Annotated in this window: 15 protein-coding genes; 9 read left to right on the top strand and 6 right to left on the bottom strand. The window is 67.1% G+C overall.

Annotated elements, in window-relative coordinates:
• Positions 1–34: 34 nt before the first annotated feature.
• Both AC5O77_RS04595 and AC5O77_RS04590 read right to left on the bottom strand, forming a co-directional pair.
• Positions 35–1,207: a lytic polysaccharide monooxygenase gene (locus tag AC5O77_RS04595; RefSeq protein ID WP_494506528.1), complete on the bottom strand. Its 1,173-nt coding sequence runs from the start codon at positions 1,205–1,207 to the stop codon at positions 35–37.
• A gap of 233 nt (positions 1,208–1,440) precedes the next feature.
• Complete coding sequence (locus tag AC5O77_RS04590; protein WP_478058570.1) at positions 1,441–1,926, bottom strand: DUF1203 domain-containing protein; 486 nt, start codon at positions 1,924–1,926, stop codon at positions 1,441–1,443.
• 154 nt (positions 1,927–2,080) lie between these two features.
• On the opposite strand from AC5O77_RS04590, the gene AC5O77_RS04585 reads away from it, so the two are divergent.
• The 4 genes from AC5O77_RS04585 (at position 2,081) to AC5O77_RS04570 (ending at position 6,802) form a co-directional block, all read left to right on the top strand.
• Positions 2,081–3,283 carry a GGDEF domain-containing protein gene (locus tag AC5O77_RS04585; protein ID WP_164080910.1) on the top strand — a complete coding sequence of 401 codons (1,203 nt, stop codon included), beginning with the start codon at positions 2,081–2,083 and terminating at the stop codon, positions 3,281–3,283.
• A 68-nt stretch (positions 3,284–3,351) separates the two neighbouring features.
• Positions 3,352–4,878, top strand: a complete 1,527-nt coding sequence (locus AC5O77_RS04580; protein WP_164080909.1) for an alpha/beta hydrolase — start codon at positions 3,352–3,354, stop codon at positions 4,876–4,878.
• Positions 4,875–5,621, top strand: a complete 747-nt coding sequence (locus tag AC5O77_RS04575) for an ABC transporter ATP-binding protein (RefSeq protein ID WP_049400883.1) — start codon at positions 4,875–4,877, stop codon at positions 5,619–5,621. The genes AC5O77_RS04580 and AC5O77_RS04575 overlap by 4 nt, the downstream gene beginning before the upstream one ends.
• Positions 5,618–6,802 carry an ABC transporter permease gene (locus AC5O77_RS04570; RefSeq protein ID WP_107431519.1) on the top strand — a complete coding sequence of 395 codons (1,185 nt, stop codon included), beginning with the start codon at positions 5,618–5,620 and terminating at the stop codon, positions 6,800–6,802. The genes AC5O77_RS04575 and AC5O77_RS04570 overlap by 4 nt, the downstream gene beginning before the upstream one ends.
• A gap of 34 nt (positions 6,803–6,836) precedes the next feature.
• Here the strand turns inward: AC5O77_RS04570 and AC5O77_RS04565 are convergent, their stop codons facing one another.
• Positions 6,837–7,535: a transposase gene (locus AC5O77_RS04565; RefSeq protein WP_478058562.1), complete on the bottom strand. Its 699-nt coding sequence runs from the start codon at positions 7,533–7,535 to the stop codon at positions 6,837–6,839.
• Between the two features lie 101 nt (positions 7,536–7,636).
• Positions 7,637–8,434 (bottom strand): AraC family transcriptional regulator, encoded by a 798-nt coding sequence (locus tag AC5O77_RS04560; protein WP_071228552.1) that lies wholly within the window; start codon positions 8,432–8,434, stop codon positions 7,637–7,639.
• 77 nt (positions 8,435–8,511) lie between these two features.
• On the opposite strand from AC5O77_RS04560, the gene AC5O77_RS04555 reads away from it, so the two are divergent.
• Positions 8,512–8,766 (top strand): hypothetical protein, encoded by a 255-nt coding sequence (locus AC5O77_RS04555; RefSeq protein WP_049462828.1) that lies wholly within the window; start codon positions 8,512–8,514, stop codon positions 8,764–8,766.
• A gap of 84 nt (positions 8,767–8,850) precedes the next feature.
• Here the strand turns inward: AC5O77_RS04555 and AC5O77_RS04550 are convergent, their stop codons facing one another.
• Together AC5O77_RS04550 and AC5O77_RS04545 are read right to left on the bottom strand one after the other, a co-directional pair.
• The gene (locus AC5O77_RS04550; protein ID WP_494506527.1) at positions 8,851–9,852 is read right to left on the bottom strand and encodes an energy transducer TonB; all 1,002 of its coding nucleotides are present in this window, start codon (positions 9,850–9,852) and stop codon (positions 8,851–8,853) included.
• 201 nt (positions 9,853–10,053) lie between these two features.
• The gene (locus AC5O77_RS04545; RefSeq protein ID WP_071228550.1) at positions 10,054–10,662 is read right to left on the bottom strand and encodes a TIGR00645 family protein; all 609 of its coding nucleotides are present in this window, start codon (positions 10,660–10,662) and stop codon (positions 10,054–10,056) included.
• Positions 10,663–10,774: 112 nt separating this feature from the next.
• Between AC5O77_RS04545 and AC5O77_RS04540 the strand changes: the two genes are divergently transcribed.
• The 4 genes from AC5O77_RS04540 (at position 10,775) to AC5O77_RS04525 (ending at position 16,369) form a co-directional block, all read left to right on the top strand.
• Positions 10,775–11,464: a glutathione binding-like protein gene (locus tag AC5O77_RS04540; RefSeq protein ID WP_180844648.1), complete on the top strand. Its 690-nt coding sequence runs from the start codon at positions 10,775–10,777 to the stop codon at positions 11,462–11,464.
• 144 nt (positions 11,465–11,608) lie between these two features.
• The gene (locus AC5O77_RS04535; protein ID WP_494506526.1) at positions 11,609–13,834 is read left to right on the top strand and encodes a S9 family peptidase; all 2,226 of its coding nucleotides are present in this window, start codon (positions 11,609–11,611) and stop codon (positions 13,832–13,834) included.
• Positions 13,835–13,859: 25 nt separating this feature from the next.
• On the top strand, positions 13,860–14,375 hold the full coding sequence (locus AC5O77_RS04530) for a cytochrome c oxidase assembly factor Coa1 family protein (protein ID WP_032129126.1): 516 nt from the start codon (positions 13,860–13,862) through the stop codon (positions 14,373–14,375).
• A gap of 194 nt (positions 14,376–14,569) precedes the next feature.
• Positions 14,570–16,369: a DUF885 domain-containing protein gene (locus AC5O77_RS04525; protein ID WP_125895408.1), complete on the top strand. Its 1,800-nt coding sequence runs from the start codon at positions 14,570–14,572 to the stop codon at positions 16,367–16,369.
• The last annotated feature ends 128 nt before the right edge of the window (positions 16,370–16,497 follow it).

The following is a 16,497-nucleotide window of genomic DNA, read 5'->3' as shown; positions in this document are numbered from 1 at the left end:
CGGTGCACTGTGCACCGCCTCCCGCATCACTGCCTCAGTAGGCGATCCACGCATCACGCCAAGCCGCGCCTGCACCCGGCCGATAGGCTTCGGCGTTGACGTTGCACCATGCACCTTCCGGGAACGGGCGGCAGGCATAAAGCTTGCCGTCGCCGCCCTTCACCACGGTCTGGCCCGGCACGTAGCTGCCGATACCGGCGGGATACACGTGGTCAAAATCACCGCCCGGTGATGGCGTGCCGGGGTCGGGCACCTGGGTATCGAGCTGGAAGCGGTTGCCATCCTTCAGGTACACGCGGTTGGCGGTGGCCGAGGCCGTCGGTGTGATCACGCCATTGCTGAGCACGCCCACGCGTGCGTGCTGGGCGCTGGTATTGACCTTGCGGGCCAGCGCCAACGGCCACTGCGCGGCCGCAGTCTGGCCACTGGCCAGGGTCGCTTCCACGCGTTCGACATCATTGCCGTTGGCGTTGAACACGCGCAACGCCAGGGTGGTGCCGACCGGCAGCTCGCCGCGCGCGGTGACCGGGCCGGCATCCTGCCACTGCGCTGCGGGCGGGGTGATGCCACCGCCTCCTTCAAAGCGCACGTCCATGCAGGTGTAGAACGCTTCGGTCGAATCCGAGCGCTGCCAGGTGTTGTAGATCACATGCTGGCCGCTGCGCTGTGGCAGCGTGCACTGCAGCTTGTAGGTGCCATCGGCCGACAGCGGCGTGTTGCCCAGCGTGCAGAACTCCTGCAGATCGGCCCAGCGCAGCGGGCTGCCCGGTTGCCAGCCGTCGCGGGTGACGAAGAAGCGCCAGTCACGCGTGGCGTGCGGCGCGGTCGCCTTGAACACGAAGGTGAACTTGCCGTTGGCATCTGGCTGGATCGGCGTGGTCTGCCAGTCGCTGCGGTTTACATCCAGCCCGCGGAAGGTCGGGTTGTTGCCGCTGCACAGCTTGCCGTCGGGCACCACGGCCTGGTGGTTGCCGTTGGCATTGGCCTGGTTGATGCCATTCCAGTCGTAGAACGCCTGCGAACCGCCCACCGCTTTCGCGGCGGCGCAGGCCGGGTTGGTCGGGTTCTCCGGATTGCCCTGGAAACAGGCATAGACGCGGCTGACCGGCGTGGTCATGGTGCCGTGGGCGAACGCGTTGCCGGCCAGGCACAGGCCCGCAGCGGCGAACGAGGTGGCCAGCAACAGCGGTGTGGATCGGAATGACATGGCGCTTCCTTGTGGTCGTCGAAAGAGAAAGGTGACCGCACGAGCTGCGCTGCACGGCGGACTTTCGGCGGCACCACGGCGAGTATCGAGTCGCGATGCAGGGTGCGGAACCACCGAAGCGCCGATCCGTGACTGGGGGTGTGAAGCCCTTCCCGCAGGCTTCACGCGGGGCTGAACGGATGCGTTGGCGATCACGTCTTCGGCGTGGCATCGATCACGTCGTGGAGATCCTGCTACGTCGCCGGCATACCCATCCGATCTGCCTGGCACGAGAAGCAGCCGTGGGCCGCGTTGTGCAGCTGCACGAAGGCCACGGCAGGGTCGGCAAACAGCGCGTCCAGCCGGGCGGCAACATCAGTGCCCGCGCTGATCTCTGCGGCCAGCATCAATGCAGCCTGGTCATAGGCGCGCAACGAGATCGTACGGCGCTGTACATAGGCGGGTACCTCGCCCGGCGGCAGCACGCAGCGCGTTACGCCACGCTGCACGAAGATCGGGCCCGAGGCGTGATAGGGCGAGTGCAGCGGCAGGTGCACATGGGACAACAGCAGCAGCTCGCTGCCACTGGGCGGATCGCTCAGGCCGATCCGGCAGGGGTGTCCTCCTGTTTCGCCGGCCCAGCGACGCTGGATGCCCAGCGCAGCCAGCGCGGTGTCACTCTTCTCGAACAGGTGCTGGAAGGGGCGGTGGTCGAGGCCACCGAGGTACCACGCATGCATGGGCGTCTCCTTGGTTTTCCCCGGATTCTGCGCACGCACCGGCCGTCATGCTCGCCGTTTTCAGACCCGGCATCGCCATCGGGCCAGGCAGTGCCACGGGGATCGCACCGCAAGGCGCTAAGATGCGCGCGCCGCCCCGGCCGATGAGCGCCGCATGTCCCTGGATTTCCCCACCATCACCGTGCTTGGCTTCCTGCTCTGCATCGGCATTGCGGTGGGGTTCTCATTGCTGCTGGTGGTGCTGCGCGGGCAACCGGTGCTGCGCCTGTGGACCGCCAGCCTGTGGCTGCTGACCCTGGGCGTGACCCTGCTGGCGCTGCGCCCCTACCTACCGTTGGCGCCGGCCATACTGGCCGGGAATGCGGCGATGGCCGGTTGCGCGGTGCTGATGCTGCGCGGCGTGGCGCTGCATCTGGAACAGCCGCTGCCGCTGTGGCGGCCGTTGTTGATGGCAGCCGCGTTCATGGCCTGCATCTTCGCCTTCCTGGTGCTCTGGCCGGACCTGGGCGTGCGCCTGCAGGTGTTCAGTGTGTTCACGCTGCTGGTTGATGGCTGGATCGCATGGCTGCTGCTGCGGCATGCACCCGTGCAGCAGCGCACCAGCTGCCGTCTGGCGGCGGCGGTGTTCCTGGCCGAGGCAGCACTGTACGCGGTGCGCCTGTTCCTGCCGGTGGCGCCCGATGCCGGTGAGGACATCATGCGCACCGGCACGCCGATGTTCGTCACCTACATTGCCGGGGTGATGCTGGAGCTGGCGCGATGTTTCGCGATGGTGCTGCTGCTGGTCGAGCGCATGCTGGTCGATCTGCGGCGTGCGGCACGCACCGATGGCCTGACCGGGCTGCTCAACCGCAGCGCGGTGCTGGCCGATGGCCAGGCGCAGTTGCAGCGGCTGCGTCGGCAGGGCCGGCCGCTGGCCCTGTTGCTGGTCGACGTCGATCACTTCAAGCAGATCAACGACCGCTGGGGCCACCTGGCCGGTGACCAGGTACTGCGTCACTTCGCTGCGCTGCTGCAGCATGGTTTGCAGGGCCACGACACGCTGCTGGGCCGCTACGGTGGCGAGGAGTTCGTGCTGGTGCTGGCCGGCAGCACACAGGGTGAAGCGATGGCGTGGGCCGCCGCGATCCGTACCGCTCTGCAGCAGAAGCCGGCGCGGCTGGGCACCGGGCCGGTGACGGTCACCGCCAGCATCGGCCTGGCCATGGACGACGGCCATGGCGACCTGTCCACGCTGCTGGCAGCGGCGGATGCGGCGCTGTACCGGGCCAAGGCCGCAGGCCGCGACCGCCTGGCCTGCGCCACGCCGGCGGAGATTTCGCGTCTGCCCATCGCCGACGACGCCGTGCCCGTGTAAGTTGAGTCACATCTTCCGCGGCAGCCCGTCGTGGTTGCCAGGAACGTCCTCCAGGGGAAACGAGCACGATGCAAAGACACCACCTCGCGTTGGCCGCAGCGTTGGCCAGCCTGATGCTTGCCGGTTGCAGCCAGTCACCATCACCCGGCGCCGAAAGCGCCAGCGATGCACCCAGCCGCCGTTTCGGCACGATCGACTTCCAGCCCTGCACGTTGTCCACCGAAGGCGCCAGCGCCAACGTGGAAGCGCAGTGCGCCACCCTGCAGGTGCCGGAGGACCGGGCCCAGCCCGATGGCCGACGCATTGGCCTGCGCATCGCCTGGCTGGAATCGGGCAGCAGCGGCTCCAGCCAGCCCGACCCGGTGTTCTTCCTGGCCGGTGGCCCCGGCCAGGCGGCCAGCGAAGTGGCGGTCATCGTCGATACCGCGCTGCGCCAAGTGCGCAAGCAGCGCGACATCTTCCTTGTCGACCAGCGGGGTACCGGCGGCTCCAACCCGCTCAGCTGCCTCGGCGCGGACGGCAAGGACCTGCAGATGGACGAGGACGCCGCTCCCACCGAGGCGTCGCTGCGCGACTACGCGCAGCGCTGCGCGGCCTCGCTGCAGGGGCGTGCCGATGCCCGCTTCTACACGACCACCGAAGCCATCGCCGACCTGGATGCGGTACGCCAGGCCTTGGGCGTGGACCGGATCAACCTGGTCGGCGGCTCCTACGGTACCCGCGTGGCCCAGCGCTATGCCGGTGCCTATCCGCAGCACACCCGCAGCATCGTCATCGATGGCGTAGTGCCCAATGAACTGGTGGTGGGCGGCGACTTCGCCACGACGTTCGAGGATGCGATCGCCCTGCAGTCGGCGCAGTGCCGCAAGGATGCCGCCTGCAGCAAACGCTTCCCGACCGATACCCGCGCGCAGCTGCGCAGCGTGGTCGAGACCCTGCGCCGTGCGCCGGTCTCGGTGGAGTATCGCGACCCCGGCACCAACCAGACCCGGCAGGATGTGCTGAGTCCGGACAGCGTGATCGGCCTGGCGTTCGCCTTCTCCTATGTGCCGCAGTATTCCTCGCTGCTGCCGCTGGTGCTCGATGAAGCCGCGCATGGCCGCTATGCACCGCTGGCGTCGCTGGCACGCGGTGCGAGCCGCAGCATGGATTTCCAGATCAACCGAGGCATGCAGTGGTCGGTGATCTGCAGCGAGGATGCGCCGCGTTACAAGGCGCCGGCCGAGGACCCGGAGCGACTGTTCGGCAACGACGTGGCCAGTGCCTTCTTCGCGGCCTGCCCGGTATGGCCGCACCAGCCGGCGCCAGCGGCCAATGCCGTGCCGCTGCGCAGTGACGTACCGGCGCTGCTGCTGTCCGGTGAACTCGACCCGGTGACACCCCCGCGCTATGCCGAGCAGGTCCTCAAGGGCCTGCCCAATGGCCGCGCGCTGGTCGCCCGCGGCCAGGGCCACGGCACGCTGAGTGCCGGCTGCATGCCGCGCCTGCTCGGCCAGTTCATCGACAAGACCGATGCCAAGGCGCTGGATGCCGGCTGCCTGGACACGCTGAGCTACGTGCCGGCGTTCACCTCGTTCAACGGATGGGAACCATGATCGTCGCCGACAACCTGCACAAGGCTTTCGACACCCGCACCGGCCGCATCCAGGCGGTCTCCAACGTCGGCTTCCGCGCCGAGGACGGCCGCATCACCGGCCTGCTGGGCCCCAATGGTGCCGGCAAGACCACCACCATGCGCATGCTGTACACGCTGATGACCCCGGACCAGGGCAGCATCAGCGTCGATGGTGTCGATGCCGCACGCAATCCGGTGGAAGTACGCCGCCACCTTGGCGTGCTGCCCGATGCGCGTGGCGTCTACAAGCGCCTGACCGCGCGCGAGAACATCGCCTACTTCGGCGAGCTGCATGGCCTGTCGGCCGAGCGCATCCGCGAACGCATCGAAGTGCTGTCGCATGCCCTGGACATGGGTGACATCCTCGACCGCCAGACCGATGGCTTCTCGCAGGGCCAGCGCACCAAGACCGCGATCGCCCGCGCGCTGGTGCACGACCCGCGCAACGTCATTCTGGATGAGCCGACCAACGGCCTGGACGTGATGACCACGCGCGCACTGCGCCGCTTCCTGCTGGGCCTGCGCGAAGAGGGCCGCTGCGTGATCCTGTCCAGCCACATCATGCAGGAGGTGGCCGCGCTGTGCGATCACATCGTGATCATCGCCAAGGGCACGGTGATGGCTGCCGGCAGCGCCGATGAACTGCGTGCGCAAGCCAGCGAATCCAACCTGGAAGACGCGTTCGTGAAATTGATCGGCAGCGAAGAGGGCCTGCACGCATGAGCATGATGTCGACCCTGATGACGGTGATGCGCAAGGAACTGCGCGACCTTTCCCGTGATCGCCGCACGCTGCTGCTGACCCTGCTGTTCGGGCCGCTGCTGTACCCGGTGCTGCTGCTGGGCATGGGCAAGCTGGCCGAGAGCCGGGTACGCACCCAGATCGAGCAGCCGCTGCAGATTCCGACCATAGGTGCGGAGAACGCCCCCAACCTGGTGCGTTTCCTCGCCGCGCAGGGGCTGAACACCGCACCTGCACCGAAGGACCTGGCCGAGGCCATCCGCAGCCAGGAGATCGACGTGGCGCTGCGCATCAGCGATGACTTCGGCAAGGACTGGGCCGATGGCAAGCCGGCGCTGGTGGAGGTGATCAAGGACAGTACCCGTCGTGCCGCCGAAGTGCCCAGCGCACGTCTGGAGGCGGCACTGGCCACCTACAACGGCCAGGTGGGGGCACTGCGATTGATGGCGCGCGGCATCGACGCACAGGTGGCGCGGCCGCTGGATGTGGCGCGCCAGGACCTGGCCAGTGCCGAGGCCAAGCGCGGCATGATCCTGTCGATGCTGCTGCCGGTGCTGCTCACGCTGACCTCGTTCATCGGCGGCGCCTATCTGGTGATGGATGCCACCGCCGGCGAGCGTGAGCGGCAGTCGCTGGAGCCGCTGCTGGCCACGCCGGGCTCGCGCAGCGCCATTGTCAGCGGCAAGATCGCCGCCGCCTGCGTGGTCGGGTTCGTATCGCTGCTGCTGACCCTGGTGGCGTTCAAGGTGAGCGCACAGATCGCGCCCGGCAACATCGGCCGCCAGTTCAACATGAATGTCGGTTCGATGCTGCAGATGCTGCTGGTGATGTTGCCGATGCTGATGATCGGCACCTCGCTGCTGACTTTCCTGTCGGCCGCAGCCAAGAGCATGAAGGAAGCGCAGAGCCACATGACCTGGCTGATGCTGCTGCCGATGATGCCCGGTTACGCGCTGGTGGCCTATCCGCTGAAGAGCGAGCTGTGGCAGTACGCCGTGCCGTTCCTGTCGCAGAACCAGATGCTGTTGAAGGTGATCCGCCACGAGACCATCACGCCGTCGGTCTGGGCCATCTATCTCGGTGCCAGCCTCGGCCTGGCCGCACTGCTGTGGTTCGCCGCCGTGCGCCGTTACCACAACGAGCGCCTGGCGATCTCGGGCTGACTGCAAAAAGGGGACGGAGGGGATTAAGTCGTTTTTAACCCTCCGCCCCCTTCTTCTGAGGGCGCCCCCGCTTGCGCAGCACCACGGGGCGGCCCAGTGTCTGTTCCACCATCCGCAGGTAAGCTGCATTTCCCAACGGATGCTGCCCGGCACTGTGCGCGCGTATTGCCGGCAGGTCGGCGGACGCGTTCACGTCCCGCAGGAACTGCGCATAGAGCGTCGTCCGCTGTCGCTTGGTCGAGGCCAGTGCCTGAAAGGCGGGGTGTTCTGTCAGCATCGGATCATCGCGGCGTTGCAGGTTTCCATGCACGCTCGACCATGGGTGATCTTCCGGGGCGCCTGTCATGCCTGCGCGAACCGGATTGAGTTCGATGTAGCGACAAACGCTGAGCAGATAGGCGTCGCTGTCCACCATCGAAGAATGGAAGCGGCCCTGCCAGAGTGGTCCGCTGCGCTCATGCCGCTGATTGAACGCCTGGACATAGTTGTTACCCTGCATCCGCATCGCGTTGGCCAAGCCGGCCTGAGTGGAGGGTGTGGCCAATAGATGGACGTGATTGCCCATCAATACGTAGGCATGCAGCGCGACCTGATGCTTCAGGAAGGCGCTGTGCAAAAGGTGCAGAAACAGCTGGCGGTCGATATCGTCAACGAAGATCGCCCCCTTGTTCACACCGCGCTGGGTTACGTGATACGGCTGTTCGGCCAACATCAGGCGTGCTTGTCGAGGCATGGCAGTTCAGGGGGTTCAAGGAATCATCAGCCTGCCGCCTCCGTGACCGCGAAGGGCATCAGGCGATGCCGCGAGTTGATGTGGGGGAGGGCAGAAGCGACTTAATCCCCTCCGTCCCCTTTTCCATACCGCGCAGGCGTCACCCCCATCTCGCGCTTGAACACGGCGATGAAGGCACTGGGTGTGTCGTAGCCCATCGACAGCGCGACGCTGATCACCGGCTCGCCGGACAGCAGGCGTGGCAGTGCCAGCAGCACCCGCAGGCGTTGCCGCCACTGGCTTGGCGACAGGCCGGTCTCGGCCAGCCAATGGCGGGCGAGGCTGCGGCTGGACAGACCGCTGCTGGCGGCCCAGTCCTCGATGCTGCGGTTGTCGTGCGGTGCGCGCGCCAGTGCGGCGGCAAGCTTCTGCAGTCGCCGGTCACGCGGTTGTGGCAGGGCAAGCGGCAGAGGCTTGCTGGCGGCAATCTCATCGGCGATCACACCGGCCAGTCGTGCCTGTGTGGCATCCAGTGGAACATGCGGCCACTGCAGCGCCCGAATCACCGCGGCCTGCAGCAGCGGCCCCGGCTGGAAGATGCGAGGGGCTGCAGGCAGGTCGGTGCAGGCCTGCGCGCTGAAGTACAGGCTCCAGCCGTCGAACGCACTGGTACTGGCCAGTGCGTGGGGCAGCGAAGGTGGTATCCAGGCGACATGACCCGCCGGCAGCAGCCAGTGCAGGTCGCCCACCTCGATCCGCAGCAGGCCCTGATGTGCACCCAGCAGCTGCCCGCGGGCGTGCTGGTGGCGTGCCGTGCGGCGCGGACCCGGCAGGCGCAGCTGCGCCCCCAGCAACGCAGGCCCGTCAGCGGCATTGGCCAGTGCCGGGTCAATCAATGCGGTGGTTGTCTGATCTGCCATATCGATTGGCAGTTATACGGCAGAAACGTCGCGTCCGGGCCCCGACACTGGAGCCCACTTCAACGGAGCGCTTCCCCATGCAGCCACAGGACATTCTTCCGGACCATCAGAACGAGGTGCAGGTAAATGGCCTCACCGTGCGCAAGGGCAGCGTCGGTGCCTTCCTGGCCAGCGTCCGTGCCTGGCAGGATCCCACCAGCGATGATGCCACCCGCGCCACTGCCGAAGCCGACCTGCGTGCGTTGCTGCCCGGCCTGCATGCGCTGGGCCTGTTCCAGGTGCTGGCCGCGCGCGATCCGGCCCTGCAGCGCCTGATTGATGGCGCGGCCTGAAACGGACAAGGCCCGGACGGACCGGGCCTTGGCGTCATGGAGGTGGCAGAAACGACTTAATCCCCTCCGTCCCCTTTTTTGCGGTCAGCCGCCCGGTGCGAACACCAGGGTACGGCGGGTGGTGACCGGCGCGTTGACCGGCTCGAAGCGCCAGCGCTTGACCGCGTTCAGGGCTTCGCGGTCGAAGGTCCGTCCCGACGTCGCGCGCAGCACGCGGGCGCTGACCACTGAGCCGTCGGTACCGACGGTGATCTCCACCAGCACTTCGCCCGACGTTCCCGAACGCAGTGCCTCGGCCGGATAGCGCGGCGCCGGCGTGCTGACCGGGCGGAGGGTGGGAGCTGCCGCGGCGGCTGCCTGGCGTGCGGCGCTGGCCTGTTGGGCGGCGGCCTGCTGCTGTTTCTGTTCGGCATCGCGACGGGCCTCGGCCTGGCGCTCCGCCTCCTGGCGCTCGTTGTCGCGGCGTGCGGCATCCTGCTGCGCGGCAATCTGCTTGGCCGCATCGGCTTCCTTGGCGCGCTGCTCGGTCAGGCGCTGCTGTTCGGCCTGCTGCTTGGTCCGGTCTTCGGCGTCCTTCTTGGCCTTCTCGGCTTCGGTCTCGCTGCGCTTGGCCGCATTTTCCACGCCCTTGGCCAGGCCTTCCTTCAGGCGCGGCAGGGCGGGAGCGGAGGCGTCCACCTTCTCGATCAGTGCCACCAGGCGCTGCGCCTCGGTGTAGTCCTCTCGGCCCAGGTGCTGCTCGGCGGCGATCAGGGTGTAGGGCAGCAGGTCGGTCAGCGCGCTCTTCACCGACGCGTCGTCCGGTGTCTTGTCGCGCAGGGCGAGGTAGTACTCGATGGCGTTGTCGCCGGCCGGCGCGTACATGCGGTTCTCGCGTAGTGCCTGGCTGGCCGATTCACGCAGCTGTTCGGTGCCCATGGACTGCACCTTGGCGGCGACCACCGGTGCGGCCGGTGCAGCGGTGGCGGGTGCGGTGGCCGGGGCCGGTGCTGCAGATTCTTCCTTTCCCGAGCAGGCGGCCAGCGCCAGTGCCAAAGCAACCGGCAGCCACCGGCGCGCGGCGGTGATCGTTGAGACGTGCGACATCCTGCTCCCCTCTAGAAGACGACGTGACGTAAATCATTGATACGCATGGCCGGGACCTGTGGTCCGGGCGCGGAACGATGACGTTTCCCGACGCCACCGCCGGCAACGGCGAGGGTGCAATCTAGCATCCCGGCCACCGCCGCGTACAAGGGGCAGGGGCCGGGATGGGGCAGCGGCGAAGGACCGCTGCCGGTTGCCGCATCAGTGGTCGTGCGACTTGCTGTGGCTGTTGGACATCAGCTTGTCGGTCCAGGCAATACCGATCGCCGACAGGATGAACACGCAGTGGATGATGGTCTGCCACAGCACGCCGTCCTGGGTCAGCATCGAGCAGCGGGCGACACCGATGTTGGCGGCGGCCACGCTCATCTGCTCCGGCGTGCACAGTGGGATGCCACCCAGCGCGCCACTGGCGATGAAGGTCTTCAGCAGGTGGATCGAGGAGATGCCGATGATCGCCATTGCCAGCTTCACTTTCAGCACGCTGGCATTGACGTGGCTCAGCCATTCCGGCTGGTCCGGATGGCCTTCCAGGCGCAGGCGCGAGACGAAGGTCTCGTAGCCACCGACGATCACCATCACCAGCAGGTTGGAGATCATCACCACGTCGATCAGGCCCAGCACGATCAGCATGATCTGCTGTTCGCCCATCGAGGCCGAATGCGAGATCAGGTGCCACAGTTCCTTGCCGAACAGGAACACATAGACGCACTGCGCCACGATCAGGCCCAGGTACAGCGGCAGCTGCAGCCAGCGCGAGGCGAAGATCAGCGTGGACAGCGGGGAGAGCGGCGGGCGGTTTGCACTCATGCGGAGGATGCTGCGTTGCGGGGGAGAGGCGAGGTTACCGGCCCGTCGTGACGGTGCCAACCCAACTCTCGCACTAGACTTCAGGTTCCTTTCCGCACCCCGAGCCGCCGCCATGATCGACCTGTATTACTGGCCCACCCCGAACGGCCACAAAGTGACCCTGCTGCTGGAAGAAGCCGGCCTGGAGTACCGCATCCATCCGGTCAACATCGGCTCGGGCGACCAGTTCAAGCCGGAATTCCTTGCGATCTCGCCCAACAACAAGATGCCTGCGATTGTCGACCACGCCCCGGCCGATGGCGGCGCCCCGCAGAGCGTGTTCGAGTCCGGCGCGATCCTGCTGTATCTGGCCGAGAAAACCGGCCAGTTCCTGCCCAGCGACCCGCGCGGCCGCGTCACCACCCTGGAGTGGCTGTTCTGGCAGATGGCCGGCCTGGGTCCGATGAGCGGCCAGATGGGCCACTTCAATGTGTATGCGCCGGAGAAGATCCCGTATGCGATCGAGCGCTATGACAACGAAGTGCGCCGCCTGCACGGGGTGATGGACAAGCGCCTGGCCCAGCACGCCTTCCTGGCCGGGGACGAGTACACCATCGCCGACATGGCCAGCTACCCGTGGATCGGTGCCTACGACAAGCTGCCGGTGGATTTCGCCGCGTTCCCGAACCTCAAGCGCTGGCACGAAGCGATTGCTGCACGCCCGGCCACCCAGCGCGCCTATGCCCTGCGCCAGCAGGTGAACCCCAACGCCGGCAAGCCGCTCAGCGACGAAGAGCGCAAGCACCTGTTCGGCCAGCGTTGACCCGGAACGGTGGGTGCCGACCGTTGATCGGCACGCCTCATGGGCAGAAGGTCATGCTGCCTTCCCGCACCGGCTTGGTTAGGATGGAGGCTGACCGCCCCGCGTCCATCGCGGTGGCGGACCTGCCGTTTGCCGGGATCCTCCATGCGCCACCTGTTCGCTTCGCTCGCCCTCATGCTCGCCACCAGTACCGCCGCCCACGCTGAAAAGCTGACCCTGGAAGCCATCACCGGCCCGCTGCCGCTTTCCGGCCCGACCCTGATGAAGCCGAAGGTCGCCCCCGATGGTTCGCAGGTCAGCTTCCTGCGCGGCAAGGACAGCGACCGCAACCAGCTGGACCTGTGGACCTATGACATCGGCAGCGGCCAGACCCGCCTGCTGGTGGATTCCAAGGTGGTGCTGCCCGGCACCGAGACCCTCAGCGATGAGGAAAAGGCCCGCCGCGAGCGCCAGCGCATCGCCGCGATGACCGGTATCGTCGATTACCAGTGGTCGCCGGACGCGCAGCGCCTGCTGTTCCCGTTGGGCGGCGAACTCTACCTGTACGACCTCAAGCAGCAGGGGGCGGCGGCCGTGCGCCAGCTGACCCACGGTGAAGGATTCGCCACCGACGCCAAGCTGTCGCCCAAGGGCGGTTTCGTCAGCTTCATCCGCGGCCGCAACCTGTGGGTGATCGACCTGGCCAGCGGCAAGCAGCTGCAGCTCACCCGCGACGGCAGCACCACCATCGGCAACGGCGTGGCCGAGTTCGTCGCCGACGAGGAAATGGACCGCCACACCGGCTACTGGTGGGCGCCGGATGATTCGGCCATCGCCTTCGCGCGCATCGATGAAGCACCGGTGCCGGTGCAGAAGCGCTACGAGGTCTACGCCGACCGCACTGACGTGATCGAGCAGCGTTACCCGGCCGCGGGCGACGCCAACGTGCGCGTGCAGCTGGGCGTGATCGCACCGGCCGCCGATGCGCAGCCGCGCTGGGTCGACCTCGGCAAGGAACAGGACATCTATCTGGCCCGCGTCGATTGGCGCGATGCGCAGCACCTGAGCTTCCAGCGCCAGTCGCGCGACCAGAAGCAGCTGGACCTGGTGGAAGTGGCGCTCGATTCCAATCGCCAGCGCGTGCTCGCCCACGAGACCAGCCCGACCTGGGTGCCGCTGCACAACAGCCTGCGTTTCCTGGATGACGGGAGCGTGCTGTGGTCGTCCGAGCGCACCGGTTTCCAGCACCTGTACCGCATCGACAGCAAGGGCAAGGCCACCGCGCTGACCCACGGCAACTGGCCGGTGGACGAACTGCTGGCGGTCGACGAGAAGGCCGGCAAGGCCTACTTCCGCGCCGGTATCGAGACCTCGCGCGAAAGCCAGATCTATGCGGTATCGCTGCAGGGCGGTGAGCCGCAGCGCCTGTCCAAGGCACCGGGCATGCACAGCGCCAGCTTCGCCCGCAATGCCAGCGTCTATGTCGACAGCTGGTCCAACAGCACCACGCCGCCGCAGATCGAGCTGTTCCGCGCCAACGGCGAGAAGATCGCCACCCTGCTCGAGAACGACCTGGCCGATCCCAAGCATCCGTATGCGCGTTACCGCGATGCGCAGCGCCCGATCGAGTTCGGCACGTTGATGGCTGCCGACGGCAAGACCCCGCTCAACTACAGCCTGATCAAGCCGGCCGGCTTCGATCCGTCCAAGCGCTACCCGGTGGCCGTGTACGTCTACGGCGGCCCGGCCAGCCAGACCGTCACCGACAGCTGGCCCGGCCGCGGTGATCACCTGTTCAACCAGTACCTGGCCCAGCAGGGCTATGTGGTGTTCTCGCTGGACAACCGCGGTACCCCGCGCCGTGGCCGTGACTTCGGTGGCGCGCTGTATGGCAAGCAGGGCACGGTGGAAGTGACCGACCAGCTGCGTGGCGTGACCTGGCTCAAGCAGCAGCCGTGGGTGGACCCGGCGCGCATCGGCGTGCAGGGCTGGTCCAACGGCGGCTACATGACCCTGATGCTGCTGGCCAAGGCCTCGAACCAGTACGCCTGTGGCGTGGCCGGTGCGCCGGTGACCGACTGGGGCCTGTACGACAGCCACTACACCGAACGCTACATGGACCTGCCGGCGCGCAACGAAGCGGGCTACCGCGAAGCGCGCGTGCTGACCCATATCGACGGCCTGCGCTCGCCGCTGCTGCTGATCCACGGCATGGCAGACGACAACGTCTTGTTCACCAATTCGACCAGCCTGATGAGCGCGTTGCAGAAGCGTGCACAGCCGTTCGAGCTGATGACCTACCCGGGTGCCAAGCATGGCCTGTCCGGCGCCGATGCCCTGCATCGCTACCGCGTGGCCGAAGCCTTCCTGGGACGCTGCCTGAAACCCTGATCCACAGCCGGGAAGGAGCCCGCCGATGACCCTGCCACCACCGATCCCTGCCCATCGACAGACGTCCGCCGGTTGGTGGTGCCGTCATTGGCGCTGGGCGATGCCGTTGACGGTGGTGCTGGTGCTGGGCGGCGCCGGTGGCGTGGTGACCTGGAGCGTGCTGCGCTGGAGCGAGGCGGCACGCGAGAGCCCGCCGATGCGCGAAGCGTTGCGCCGCGCGGGCTGCAGCATCGAACTGGTGGAAGCCTTTGGCGAGCCGCTGCATATCGAATCGATGCCGCTGGGCAGCATGCAGACCGCGATGAACGGCCAGCGCGACGTCGGCCTGACCGTTGCGCTGGAAGGACCGCATGCGCACGGCCGGCTGTTCGTGCAGGGCAGCCGTCGCGATGAAGTCTGGGATTACCCGGTGATGTATGTACTGGCCGAAGACAAGCAGACCTTCGACCTGACTGCACTGGATGACGACGAGGCTGCGGGGGAGTGCGAGCTGCAGGCCTGCCGTGAGCGTGGCGAATGCCCGCTGACCGCCGCGCTGTGACCGCAGGTCGCGCGGCCGGGTAAGGGCGGCCATGTAGAGTCGACTGCTCTCCACAAGACGCCTGAAAACCCCGCGCTGCGCGCGATAGTCGACTGACAGTCGACTCTACCCATCAGCCGCGCCGTGACCTCCAGCCGATTGTCGCCATCGCCGTGAGCGCGTAAGTTGCGGGCAACCCTTTGCTGGAGTGTCCCATGAAGCCGATTGCGCTCGCTGTTGCCCTGGCCCTGACTGCCGCCCCGTTGCTGTCCGCACCGCCGGCGCTGGCTGCACCCGCCGCCAAGGCCGCCACTCCTGCCAGCCCTGCCTGGGTCGCCCGCAGCAATGCGCTGGCGCAGATCCTGCTTGATGCGCAGGGACCGTTCCAGCCGGAGGAAACCGGCTTCTTCGGCGTGCCCGGCTACGACGACAAGGTGGCCGACCTCGGCCCGGACAACGGCAAGCGCTACCGCGCCGCGATGGCCAAGGCCCGCGACGAACTGAAGGCGAAGCTGGCCACCGAGAAGGATCCCAATGTCCGCCAGGACCTGGAGATCATGATCCACGCCGCCAGCCAGAACATCGAAGGCAGCGAGCTCAACGAGAAGTACCTGCTGCCCTGGAGCGATGCGCCGCAGACGGTGTTCAGCGGCCTCAACCTGCTGCTGTCCGACCAGGTGCCGGCGGAGCGTCGGGCCAAGGCGCTCGACCGCCTCAAGGCCTACGCCGGCCTGCAGCCGGGCGGCACCGCTTTCACCACGCTGGCGCGCCAGCGCTATGAAGAGCGCTTGAAGGACAGCAGCCTGCTGCAGCCGACGAAGATCGAAGTGCAGCAGTCGCTGGACAACGTCGAGACCTACATCACCGGTATCGAGTCGCTGCTGAAGAAGTACCAGATCGCCGGTGCCGATGAAGCAATGAAGGCGCTGGCCGGGCAGATGAAGGACTACGCCAGCTGGACGCGCACCACCGTGCTGCCGAAGGCTCGCACCGACGCACGCCTGCCGGCACCGTTGTACGCGTACCAGCTCAAGCAGGTCGGCATCGACATCGACCCGAAGCTGTTGATGCAGCGCGCGCAGCTGGAGTTCATGGAAACCCGATCGGCGATGCAGCAGCTGGCGCCGCTGGTGGCGAAGGACAAGGGCCTGAAGGTGGCCGACCCGAGCGACCCGGTGGCGGTGATCCGCGCGCTGAAGGCCGACAAGATCGCCGACGATCATCTGGAAGGCCACTACCGCAAGGTGATCGACGCGATCGATCCGCTGATCCGCGAGCACGCCATCGTCGACGTGCCCAAGCGTGCCATGCAGATGCGACTGGGTTCGGCCGCCGAGAGCGCCGCCAGCCCGGCGCCGCACTTCCTGCCGGCGCCGCTGGTCAACAACACCGGGCAGCAGGGCACCTTCGTGCTGCCGCTGGGCAATCCGGCCGCCGGTCCGGGTGCGCAGTACGACGACTTCAACTTCGGCGCGGCGGCGTGGACGCTGAGCGCGCATGAAGGCCGCCCCGGCCACGAGCTGCAGTTCACCGCCATGGTCGAGCGCGGCGTCTCGCTGGCACGCACGATGTTCGCGTTCAATTCGGTGAACGTGGAGGGCTGGGCGTTGTATGCCGAGGCCGAGATGGTGCCGTACGAGCCGCTGGACGGGCAGATGATCGCCCTGCAGTTCCGCCTGCTGCGGGCTGCGCGCGCGATGCTGGACCCGATGCTCAACCTTGGCCTGACCGATCGCGCCAACGGCGAGCGTGTGCTGATCGAGCAGGTCGGCCTGTCCAAGGCGATGGCCACCCAGGAACTGGATCGCTACATGGTGCGCATGCCGGGCCAGGCCGGCAGCTACTTCTACGGCTACACCCGCATTCTGGAACTGCGCATGCAGACCGAGCTGGCACTGGGCGCGAAGTTCGACCGCCTGGCGTTCAACAATTTCCTGCTCGACCAGGGCCTGCTGCCGCCGGACCAGCTGGCCGATGCGGTGAACAAGGTGTTCGTGCCGAAGTACAAGCGCTGAGCATCACCGGTAGTGTCGGCCACTGGCCGGCAAGCGCCGTTGGTAGATGCCGACCTTGGTCGGCGCTGTGGGTTTCGTGCCAACCAAGGTTGGCACCTACCAGAGCGATGCGTCGGTTATTGCAGGGG

The organism is Stenotrophomonas sp. INTA L402-1 (genome assembly GCF_059295135.1).
The sequence above is the reverse complement of the archived record's forward strand: the minus strand, read 5'-3'. Positions and strand labels throughout refer to the sequence as shown.

What these genes read in the sequence shown, in the direction of transcription:
- AC5O77_RS04595 (WP_494506528.1), bottom strand. Translation starts at nt 1,207, where the DNA reads ATGTCATTCCGATCCACACCGCTGTTGCTGGCCACCTCGTTCGCCGCT.
- AC5O77_RS04590 (WP_478058570.1), bottom strand. Translation starts at nt 1,926, where the DNA reads ATGCATGCGTGGTACCTCGGTGGCCTCGACCACCGCCCCTTCCAGCAC.
- AC5O77_RS04585 (WP_164080910.1), top strand. Translation starts at nt 2,081, where the DNA reads ATGTCCCTGGATTTCCCCACCATCACCGTGCTTGGCTTCCTGCTCTGC.
- AC5O77_RS04580 (WP_164080909.1), top strand. Translation starts at nt 3,352, where the DNA reads ATGCAAAGACACCACCTCGCGTTGGCCGCAGCGTTGGCCAGCCTGATG.
- AC5O77_RS04575 (WP_049400883.1), top strand. Translation starts at nt 4,875, where the DNA reads ATGATCGTCGCCGACAACCTGCACAAGGCTTTCGACACCCGCACCGGC.
- AC5O77_RS04570 (WP_107431519.1), top strand. Translation starts at nt 5,618, where the DNA reads ATGAGCATGATGTCGACCCTGATGACGGTGATGCGCAAGGAACTGCGC.
- AC5O77_RS04565 (WP_478058562.1), bottom strand. Translation starts at nt 7,535, where the DNA reads ATGCCTCGACAAGCACGCCTGATGTTGGCCGAACAGCCGTATCACGTA.
- AC5O77_RS04560 (WP_071228552.1), bottom strand. Translation starts at nt 8,434, where the DNA reads ATGGCAGATCAGACAACCACCGCATTGATTGACCCGGCACTGGCCAAT.
- AC5O77_RS04555 (WP_049462828.1), top strand. Translation starts at nt 8,512, where the DNA reads ATGCAGCCACAGGACATTCTTCCGGACCATCAGAACGAGGTGCAGGTA.
- AC5O77_RS04550 (WP_494506527.1), bottom strand. Translation starts at nt 9,852, where the DNA reads ATGTCGCACGTCTCAACGATCACCGCCGCGCGCCGGTGGCTGCCGGTT.
- AC5O77_RS04545 (WP_071228550.1), bottom strand. Translation starts at nt 10,662, where the DNA reads ATGAGTGCAAACCGCCCGCCGCTCTCCCCGCTGTCCACGCTGATCTTC.
- AC5O77_RS04540 (WP_180844648.1), top strand. Translation starts at nt 10,775, where the DNA reads ATGATCGACCTGTATTACTGGCCCACCCCGAACGGCCACAAAGTGACC.
- AC5O77_RS04535 (WP_494506526.1), top strand. Translation starts at nt 11,609, where the DNA reads ATGCGCCACCTGTTCGCTTCGCTCGCCCTCATGCTCGCCACCAGTACC.
- AC5O77_RS04530 (WP_032129126.1), top strand. Translation starts at nt 13,860, where the DNA reads ATGACCCTGCCACCACCGATCCCTGCCCATCGACAGACGTCCGCCGGT.
- AC5O77_RS04525 (WP_125895408.1), top strand. Translation starts at nt 14,570, where the DNA reads ATGAAGCCGATTGCGCTCGCTGTTGCCCTGGCCCTGACTGCCGCCCCG.